The following is a 9,664-nucleotide window of genomic DNA, read 5'->3' on the forward strand; positions in this document are numbered from 1 at the left end:
GTCAATTGCGCCGCACTGTCGGAGACCCTGCTGGATTCTGAACTGTTCGGGCATGAGCGCGGGGCCTTTACCGGCGCGACCGAAATGCGGCGAGGCCGGTTTGAACTGGCCGATGGCGGTACGATCTTCCTCGACGAAATAGCCACCGCCAGCGCGCAGGTTCAGGAAAAATTGCTGCGTGTTGTCGAGTATGGCGAATTCCAGCGGGTGGGCGGTTCAAAAGTACTCTCAACGGATGTTCGCATAGTGGCCGCCACAAACGCCGACCTGCCGGGCATGGTGGAGGCAGGCGAATTCCGCGCCGATCTTCTGGACCGACTTGCTTTTGACGTCATTACCCTGCCGCCGCTGAGGGCCCGGCCCGGTGATGCCAGCCTGCTGGCCGACCATTTCGCTCGGCGTATGGCAATTGAAATGGCGCAGGATTTCCCCGGTTTTGCCCCCTCGACCATTGCCGCTATCGAAGCTCATGACTGGCCCGGCAATGTACGTGAACTGCGCAATTTCGCACAAAGGCTCGCACATCGCGCCATGCTGATGGCACCGGACGAACCGGTCTTGTTCGATCCGGCCGTACTCGACCCATTCGATTCTCCCTGGCGCCCGACTGGCTCCGGCAAGACAGGTCACTCCGAGACGCTTCAGGCCGACCCGGTACGCATTCGCGACAATCCAGAGATCGCCGCGGATTTCAGCGCGCAGGTCGCCGCTTTCGAGATGCAGTTGATTGACGAAGCCCTCAGCCTGTCACAAGGCCATCAGGGCCGCGCCGCAGATTTGCTGGGACTCTCCTATCATCAATTCCGGGGTCTTCTGAAAAAGCATGACTATGGGCGCAATGCCGGTAAGCCGGCCGATCCTGAGGCTGGCACCCCCATCAAAGGACCTGTGAGGGCCATGTAGGCCTCGCTTCAGTCTAAACTTGCGAAACCCTTCAACTGTTCGATCAGCCGCGGGTAATGCACAGGCTTTGTATGGATCGGACTGTCGGCAAGCCCGTCCTGCAAGTCGGCTTCGTTATTGCCGGTGACAAACACGAACGGAATTCCGAATTCCTTCAGGCGATGCGCCGTAGGAAACGAGGCAACCCCTCCGAGATCCATATCGAGCACAGCCGCATGGATTGACCCCGGCTCGATGAGCGCTTTGGCGTCCTCATTGCTCGCAACAGGCCCCACCACTTCCATGCCTGCATCTTCCAGTTGCGTCTTCATATCAAATGCGATCAGGAAGTCGTCTTCCAACAGTAATATCTTCGGCATAGTCCCCCTACCTTCTAGCTGGAAAGCGAAATTGAGCTTTTAATCCTTTCGGGTCAAAGGTTAAGTTCGATTTCCCACCAAGAGCGTGTGACAGACTCTGTTCGATAAGCACACTGCCAAAGCCTTTTCGGCTGGGAGGCACCACCGGCGGACCGTCTGTTTCGACCCAGTCGATGATCACGTCAGGGTCATCCTCCGTCTCTTCTATGAACCAGCTGATGCTGAGCCGTCCGCTATCGTTCGAAAACGCACCATACTTGGACGCGTTCGTGGCCAGTTCGTGCAGGATCAATCCGAAAGCGTGTGACCCTTGCGGCCCCAGCACAAGCGGCGGCCCCGTCATTTCCAGCCGCGTGCCATCAGCGGGCGCATAGCCAAGAACCTGATCCCGGATGAGACGAGAAATATCCGATGAGTCCTGCGTCGTGGATACAAGCAGGTCATGGCTGGCCGCGATGGCGCGCAGGCGCCCGGTGAATGATTGGCGAAAGCCTTCAAAGTCTGTCGCCTCCCGCAGCGTGTGGGCGGCGATGGCCTGAATGGTCGCCAGCGAATTCTTGACCCGGTGATTCAGTTCACTGAGCAACATTTCGCGGTGTGCTTCGGCCCGCTTGCGTTCCGAGATATCCACTGCGGACATGACAATATCTGTCACCTGGCCGGATTCGTCGAAAATGGGCGCCAATTGCACGTCTACCGGTATCAGCAAGCCTCGAGAATCCCGGATTTCAGCATCGAACCGCATACGTCGTCCCGCTTCTGCCTTGGCAAAGGCCGAGATCAGGCGATCCTGCATCGCGCGCGTGTGAGACCATGCCGGATGCTGCCAGATCGGCTTCCCGACAAGGTCCTGGCTCGCCGCCCCGGTTAGTCGAAGGGAGGCTTCGTTGATTTCCAGCAGGATTCCACTGGGTGTGGTAAGTCCGATCATCGAAACAATGCCATCGAGAATGGTGCGCTGGCGTTGCTGGCTTGCATGCAACTGGAGTTCGGCCTGCTTGCGCGCGGTGACATCCTGAAATGACACAGCGAAGCCGTCCCCGACCCGAGCGACCGTGAAGCGGAACCAGCGCGGAACGCCATTGTCTGGATAGTAGAGCTCTCGCCTCCAAGGCGTTCCGGTCTCTACCGTGTTGCAAAAGACGTTGAACAGACCTCTTGCAAAGGCCTCGGGCATGACTTTCGATAGCCGCTTGCCGATCAGGACATTCGCCGAGCGCGCCGTCAGCTGTTCTGCTGCGGGATTGACGAACTCCCAGACGAAATCCTCGATCTCACCGGAAACGCCGCGCTGACTTCGCAGGATCATGAATCCGTCCGGGTTGGTCTCCTGCACGATGCGGAACCGGGTTTCGCTGTCTGTTAGCGCCCGGCTGATGCGCTTCTTTTCCGTTATGTCCTGAAGGATCGAAATGAAATAGGCGACCGTGCCATCCGGATTGCGAATGCAACTGACCGAAAGCAGGACCCAGACAATCCGGCCGGACTTGTGGTAATAACGTTTTTCGATCCGATAGGTCTCGCGCCTGCCCTCAAGCACCTCGTTGAGGAGCCCGACATCCAGATTCAGATCATCCGGGTGAGTGATGTCCTGAAACGTAATCTTGAGCAATTCGTCGCGCGGATAGCCCACAATTTCGGAGACGCGCCGATTGACGTTCAGCCATTGTCCCTGAGGGCCCACATGCGCGATCCCCACGCTGGCATGCTCGAACGTGGCCCGGAACATGGCATCACTTTCAACCAGCATGACTGCCGGTTTATTCGGTTCCTCGGGCTCACCGGTCGACATGCCTTGAGTTCATCCTTGATGGAGAGTTATTAATTCAGGTAACTACGCGAAGATGTAAATCAGGTTACCCTGACTGTACTCATCATAGGTCATTGTAACCATGTAATTTTTGACGCCAGACTGCACGCAGGGCGTTGCAGGCGCATCCTAGTGTGGCGACGCCAGAATACATATTTCACACGCAATGTATCGCTCGGCTCTTGAGGCCGGTTCTTCCCCTTCCCAAGTCAGGAAAATGAGGAATTCGATTCGCCTCATCGGCAATTCTGCGCCATACTTGAATCCTGAAAAAACAAAGGAGACCGCCCGTGCAGATACAGATTACTGGCAAGCATATGGATCTCGGAGAGGCTCTGCGGAGCCGCATCGAAGACGGACTGGAGGCGGCAGTCAGTAAGTATTTCAACCGAACCGGCGACGCTCGCGTTTTCGTGTCCCAACAGGGCCCCTTCGTCGAAGTTGACTGCAACGTGCACCTGCCCTCTGGCATTATCCTCCAATCGACCGGCAAGGCGGAAGACCCTTATGCGGCGCTGGAAAACAGCCTCGACAAGATGGAAAAGCGGGTGCGTCGCTACAAGCGCCGACTGAAGGACCATCATGCCGGTACATCGGCTCCAATGCCGAACGAACTGGCTCCGGAAGCCGTGTTCCAGGTGAATGGTCACGATGCCGCCGAGGAAGAGCATTACGAAGAGCCGGATGACACACCGCTGACTGTCGCGGAAACATCGCACTCAATTCGGACAATGAGTGTCTCAGAAGCTGTTATGCAGCTCGAACTGCAGGAAGTGCCAGCCCTAATGTTCAGAAATGCTGGCCATGACGGGCTTAATATGGTCTACCGCCGACCAGACGGTCATATTGGATGGGTGGATCCAGCGAACGTCCCGAGGAACTAGTCCGGAACACGGAAAGTAACTTCATGGCGACTGATTTGACATCCCTGCTCACGGGCGGGGTAATCATACCATCTTTGGAAGCGAAAAGCCGCAAACAGGCAATTCACGCGCTCGCAGAGGCTCTTGCCGAAGCGACAGGCATTGGCCTGCGTGAGATTGAGGATGCCGTAATGGAGCGCGAACGCCTCGGATCGACCGGTGTCGGCGAAGGCGTTGCCATCCCGCACGCCCGTCTTGAGGGCGTCGACGCACCTGTCGGAGGCTATCTGAGACTGGTCCACGGCGTCGATTTCGAAGCGATTGATGATCGCCCTTGCGACCTGATTTTCATGCTGCTGGCTCCGAAATCTTCGGGCGCTGACCATTTGCGGGCCTTGGCCCAGGTAAGCCGCACATTCCGCCAGAGCGCCGTACGTGACGCCTTGCGCGAAGCGAATACGGAAGAAGAAGTCAAAGCGATTGTCTGCCGCGAAGCTGTCGAACAATCTGCCTGAGACACGCCTGACTTCACTGACATGAAAAAGCCCGCCGAATATTTCCGGCGGGCTTTTCGTTTGGATGTCGACCGAGCGCCGATCAGCCTTCGCTTGGCTGCTGCTCAGAGAAACCGCGCAGCTTCAACAGCGGTTCAATGGTTGGGTCGGAGCCACGGAAATTCCGGTACAGCTCATCTGCTTCGCGCAGACCGCCAGATTCATAGACCCATTTCTTCAGCCGCGCCGACAGTTCGGGATCATAGATGTCGCCCGTATCGCGGAACGCGGTGAAGCCATCGGCATCCAGAATCTCGGACCAGAGATAGGCGTAATAGCCTGCCGAATACCCACCCGCGAAGATGTGGCTGAAATACTGGCTGCGATAGCGCGGTTCGATCTCCGGGATCAGGCCGTATTCCTCCAGCACTTGTTGCTCAAATGCCCGGGCATCGGTGATTTCGGCGGCTTCCTCCGAAGTCAGCATGTGCCAACGCAAGTCCAGCAGCGACGCAGCGATGAACTCAGTCGTCTTGAACCCCTGATTGAAGGTCGCAGCAGCGTTCATCTTGTCGATCAGTTCGAGCGGAATTGGCTCGCCGGTTTCGTAGTGATTTGCATAGGTTGAAAGCACTTCGGGGGCGCCAGCCCAATGCTCGAGGATCTGGGCGGGGAATTCAGTATAGTCACGAGGACCATCAACACCGGAGAATGTGGAATAACGGATCTGCGTCAGCAAGCCATGCAGACCGTGGCCGAATTCGTGGAACAGCGTCTCAACTTCGTCAAACCGCATGAGGGTCGGCTCGCCCTCGGCCGGAGTGATCAGATTGAGATTGTTGGTGATGATCGGGCGAATATTGTTGCCATTGACGTTGGACGTGTCGCGGAACGAGCTCATCCACGCTCCACCACGCTTGGAATCGCGGGCATACATATCGACCATGAACAGGCCGAGATGGTCACCGGTTTCCGCATCCTTGACGTCATACGCGGTCACAACCGGATTCCAGCCGTCAACCTCGACCGGCTCGATCGTGATACCGAGCAGTTTGGAGGCAACATCGAACGCCCCGTCCCGCACAGCACCAAGTTCGAAATATGGTTTCAACGCATTGTCATCGAAGGCGTAGAGATCCTGGCGGACCTTTTCGGAATAGTGCCACCAATCATGTCCGGCAATCTGGAATTCGTCGCCTACCATGTCTTGCATGGCCGCGCGTTCTTCCTTGGCACGCTCGAGGCCCGGTTCCCAGACGCGGAGCAGGAACTCCTCTGCGCCTTGCGGCGTCTTGGCCATGCGCGTTTCCAACTGGTAGTGTGCGTGGGACTTGTATCCCATCAATTCGGCACGCTTGGCACGCAGCTGGGCAATCTTGATCGCGAGCGGGCCATTATCGAACTCGCCCTCGGACGCACGCAGGCGATAGCCATCGAACATCTTCGCGCGCAGATCGCGGTTCTCGCTCTGCGTCATGAAGGTCTCGTAGACAGAGCGATCAACGGTCAGGACCCACTTGTCTTCGCCGTCGACTTTCAAGGCGCTTTTGAAATCGTCTGAAAGGCCGACAAGCTCTGCCTCGTCAGTGACCTCGATCTTGAAAGCCTTGGTCGACAGGAGCAAATTGCGACCGAACTTGGTGGTCAGGCCCGACAATTCCTCATTGATCGCGGCGACCTCGGTTTTGACTTCCGGGGAAAGGTCCGCGCCATTGCGGACGAATTCGCGATGGACAAGTTCCAGCAGCCGCGCATCCTGCTCGTCCAGCCCCAGCCGATCACGCTGGCTGTAGACGGTCTTAACGCGCTCGAAGAGATCCTGATTGAAATTGATCGCGTTCATCTCGCGAGTCAGCATGGGCCAGATTTCAGCCTCCAGCTCGCTCAGCGTGTCATTGGTATCTGTATTTGTGATGTTGCCGAAAACATTCAAAACCTTGTTCAGCGACCCACCGGCGACGTCAATCGCGACGATTGTGTTCTCGAATGTCGGCGCGTCCGGATTGTCGACAATGGCATCAATGTCCGCACGCAACTCCAGAATCGCCTTCTTCGTCGCCGGCATGTAATGCCCATCATCGATTTCGGCGAAGGGTGGGACGCCATAGTCGGCCGTCCACTCCTGACGGAATGGATTGCCTGCGAGTTCCTCATCACTGACGACAATCTCCGGCAGCCCGGTCTCGCTGGCGGTCGCCTCGGTTGCAGCGGGCGTTTCCGGGGTTTCCGCTTTCTCGCCACAGGCGGACACGGCAAGGGCGAGCGCAGCAACGCTGCCCGCGAGCAATGATTTTCTGGTCATGGGATCCTCTCAGGTCAGTTAATGCCGTTTAGCGATAAATCACGGCAAAAACCAGACCCGTCGCGGCCTATTTCGGCAGGCGGGCTACGACTTCATGATACTCGGCCAGGGTTTCTTCGAGGATTTGAGCGACGGGCTTGACCGCGTGAATCCGCCCTGCGACCTGCCCCGTAAGGGCAATGCCAGCTTCGAGGTCTCCGTCGAAATAGACTTTCTGCGTCCCGGCAAATTCTCCGAAAATATTCTCCACGCCCTCCTTCAGGAGGCGCTCTGTACGCTCCGTACTCAAGGCGCGCAGTGCCGGCCCCGGACCTGATCGGTTCAGGAACACGGTGTCGGTCGCATCCGCAGCAAAGATCGCGTCCTTCCAGTTCTGGTGCACCGGGCTCTCTTCCGAGGACAGGATACGCGTACCCATCAGAACACCTTCCGCGCCAAGCGCAAAGGCAGCGGCCATGCTGCGCCCGTCGGTTATGCCCCCTGCTGCAACCACGGGAACATTCACATGTTCGCAAACCAGCGGGATGAGAACCATCGATGCAACATCTTTCGGGTTCTTGAAGCCGCCCCCTTCCCCGCCTTCGACAATCAGCCCATCCACGCCAGCTTCAATCGCCCTTAGCGCGCCCTGAAGCGATGGGACGACATGGAACACGGTGAGGCCTGCCTCCTTCAGCATCGACGTATACTTCATCGGATCGCCCGCAGATGTTGTGACGAACTTGATGCCCTGATCGATGATGAAGTCGACAATGTTCGGGTCACGCACGAAGGCCTGGGCAACATTCACACCGAACGGTTTGTCCGTCAGGTCGTGCATCTTGAGGATTTCCTCGCGGATCACATCCAACTCGCCAGAAGACGTCTCGATGATGCCCATGCCACCAGCATTCGAGAAGGCCGAGGAGAGTGGCGCGCGAGCGATCCAGCCCATCGCGGCCTGAATGACGGGCTTCTCGATTCCCAGCATTTCGGTGATGCGGGTTTGGACGGGTGCTGTTGCCATGTGACTTCCTCCATTTTGCCGATAAAAGAAGGGGGAATGGCGAGGCCTGCAAGCCCTTGCCTTGCGTCAGTGCCTGCGGGCGGGAAGACTTGCCAATGATCTTGAGACCGCCACGCCTGGATGAATTGCCATACTTGTCGGACCTGTGCCTGCGATCAAAGGCGGTGTGGGACTATGACGAAGCCATGCTGGACGCATTCAAAGACGAACTCACGCTGACCGAGGACGACCTGGAATCGGACGTCATCATTGTGGCGGAGGATTTGCGCGGTGTGGCAGGGGTAGCTCAACTATCTTTTGATGAAACCGGATCGAGCTATCTGGACAAACTGTTTGTCGAGCCGGTCCGGCTCGGCGAAGGCACCGGAAAGATGCTGTATGTCTGGGCGTGCCGGTATGCACAGGGCTCCGGAGCAAAGGAGATGGTCATCGAGGCCGATCCGGATGCGGCGCCCTTCTATGTCCATATGGGAGCAGAGCCGGCCGGAGAAGCCGAGTCTGGCTCTATTCCAGGACGTTTGCTGCCCCGACTGGTGCACAAGCTGTAGTCTCGCATGTCTGACACCCAGCCGCCCCCGCCACAAATTCTCGTCGATGCAGATGCGTGCCCCGTCAAGGACGAGATATACAAGGTTGCACTACGCCATGACACGCCTGTGGTGATCGTTGCCAATTCCTATATCCGCATTCCCGAGCACAGATTGGTCAGCCGCAAAATCGTGTCAGATGGCTTCGATGCGGCCGATGACTGGATTGCGGAAGCTTCCACACCAGAGTCAGTCGTCATCACAGCGGACATCCTGCTGGCCGACCGCGCCCTGAAGGCGGGCGCAGCCGTCATTTCCCCGAATGGAAAGCCCTTCACGGATGCCTCAATTGGCAATGCCGTGGCCGTGCGCGCAATTCATTCCGATCTTCGTGCAGGCCTCGGCGACGGCATCGCCCGCGGACCAGCCCCCTTCTCCAAGTCGGATAGGTCGCGCTTTCTCTCAGCTCTGGACGCAGCCCTCGTCGCGCTGAAGAAAACCCGCAGCTAAGTGTGAGCCGATTGTTACCGGAGCGCGGAGATACTTGCCCTTAACGCCTGAAGTGCTAGAGCCTCGGCATGAACGGCATTACTCTTCACAAGGGCGACCTGCCCGCTGGTATCGACTTTGGCCCTGTTGTGGCGGTGGATACCGAGGCAATGGGCCTGAACCTGTTGCGCGACAATCTCACGCTCGTCCAACTTTCGTCCGGGGATGGCACGGCCCACCTGGTACAGCTGGACCGGGACTATAACTGCCCGAACCTCAAAAAAGTCCTGACCGACCCGAAAGTGCTCAAACTGTTCCATTTCGCGCGGTTTGACGTATCGATGATGAAACGCTGGATGGGCATCGATTGCGCGCCGATCTGGTGCACCAAGATCGCCTCGAAGCTGGCGCGTACCTATACGGATCGCCATGGCCTGAAGGACGTCGCACGCGAAATCGCAGGCGCTGACATGTCCAAGGCCCAGCAAAGCTCAGACTGGGGCTCAGCCGAACTGACCGACGCGCAACTCCAGTATGCCGCCTCTGACGTGCTTTACCTGCACAAGATCAAGGACGGGCTGGAAGCCATGCTGAAGCGCGAAGGCCGGCTGGAACTGGCCGAGGCCTGTTTTGCATTCCTGCCAATTCGCGCGACGCTCGACTTGTCCGGGTGGGCAGAAACCGACATTTTTGCGCATAGCTGACATAGTCGTCATGCCTTCGCCGCTTTTGTTTCGGAGCATGGGCCGCTAAACGATTACTGTAGTTAAGAAAACAGGCAACCGCGTATCCATGGACGCCGTCAAGCATCACGATCCGGCATCATTATGGGCTCCGCGGCGCCAATTGACGCTGGACCAGGCCCGCAAGCGGTCTCAAGGCGTGCGCCTGTTACGCCTCGCCTTTTCGGC

Annotated in this window: 10 protein-coding genes; 6 read left to right on the top strand and 4 right to left on the bottom strand. The window is 57.8% G+C overall.

Annotated elements, in window-relative coordinates:
* A partial coding sequence (locus B4F73_RS02845; RefSeq protein ID WP_290481133.1) for a sigma 54-interacting transcriptional regulator occupies positions 1-903 on the top strand: 903 nt, incomplete at its 5' end.
* Positions 904-911: 8 nt separating this feature from the next.
* Here the strand turns inward: B4F73_RS02845 and B4F73_RS02850 are convergent.
* Positions 912-1,244, bottom strand: coding sequence for a response regulator (locus tag B4F73_RS02850; protein WP_290480524.1), 333 nt, complete (start codon positions 1,242-1,244; stop codon positions 912-914).
* Positions 1,245-1,269: 25 nt separating this feature from the next.
* Complete coding sequence (locus B4F73_RS02855) at positions 1,270-3,054, bottom strand: PAS domain-containing sensor histidine kinase (protein WP_290482465.1); 1,785 nt, start codon at positions 3,052-3,054, stop codon at positions 1,270-1,272.
* Between the two features lie 308 nt (positions 3,055-3,362).
* On the opposite strand from B4F73_RS02855, the gene hpf reads away from it, so the two are divergent.
* The gene (gene hpf / locus B4F73_RS02860; RefSeq protein WP_034817049.1) at positions 3,363-3,956 is read left to right on the top strand and encodes a ribosome hibernation-promoting factor, HPF/YfiA family; all 594 of its coding nucleotides are present in this window, start codon (positions 3,363-3,365) and stop codon (positions 3,954-3,956) included.
* A gap of 23 nt (positions 3,957-3,979) precedes the next feature.
* Positions 3,980-4,450, top strand: a complete 471-nt coding sequence (locus B4F73_RS02865) for a PTS sugar transporter subunit IIA (protein ID WP_206992101.1) — start codon at positions 3,980-3,982, stop codon at positions 4,448-4,450.
* Between the two features lie 82 nt (positions 4,451-4,532).
* Here B4F73_RS02865 and B4F73_RS02870 read toward each other — a convergent pair whose 3' ends face one another.
* Both B4F73_RS02870 and B4F73_RS02875 read right to left on the bottom strand, forming a co-directional pair.
* Entirely contained in the window at positions 4,533-6,731 is a 2,199-nt protein-coding gene (locus B4F73_RS02870) for a M3 family metallopeptidase (protein WP_206992100.1), read from the bottom strand.
* Between the two features lie 67 nt (positions 6,732-6,798).
* Complete coding sequence (locus B4F73_RS02875; RefSeq protein ID WP_290480527.1) at positions 6,799-7,737, bottom strand: NAD(P)H-dependent flavin oxidoreductase; 939 nt, start codon at positions 7,735-7,737, stop codon at positions 6,799-6,801.
* Between the two features lie 95 nt (positions 7,738-7,832).
* Between B4F73_RS02875 and B4F73_RS02880 the strand changes: the two genes are divergently transcribed.
* The 3 genes from B4F73_RS02880 to B4F73_RS02890 all read left to right on the top strand — a co-directional run bounded on the left by B4F73_RS02880 (position 7,833) and on the right by B4F73_RS02890 (position 9,457).
* Positions 7,833-8,285, top strand: a complete 453-nt coding sequence (locus B4F73_RS02880; protein ID WP_290481135.1) for a GNAT family N-acetyltransferase — start codon at positions 7,833-7,835, stop codon at positions 8,283-8,285.
* Between the two features lie 6 nt (positions 8,286-8,291).
* Positions 8,292-8,774, top strand: a complete 483-nt coding sequence (locus B4F73_RS02885; RefSeq protein ID WP_206992097.1) for a YaiI/YqxD family protein — start codon at positions 8,292-8,294, stop codon at positions 8,772-8,774.
* 68 nt (positions 8,775-8,842) lie between these two features.
* Positions 8,843-9,457 (top strand): ribonuclease D, encoded by a 615-nt coding sequence (locus B4F73_RS02890; RefSeq protein ID WP_206992096.1) that lies wholly within the window; start codon positions 8,843-8,845, stop codon positions 9,455-9,457.
* Positions 9,458-9,664: the final 207 nt, after the last annotated feature.

Source organism: Hyphomonas sp. UBA3601 (assembly GCF_002375605.1).
Lineage (GTDB): Bacteria > Pseudomonadota > Alphaproteobacteria > Caulobacterales > Hyphomonadaceae > Hyphomonas.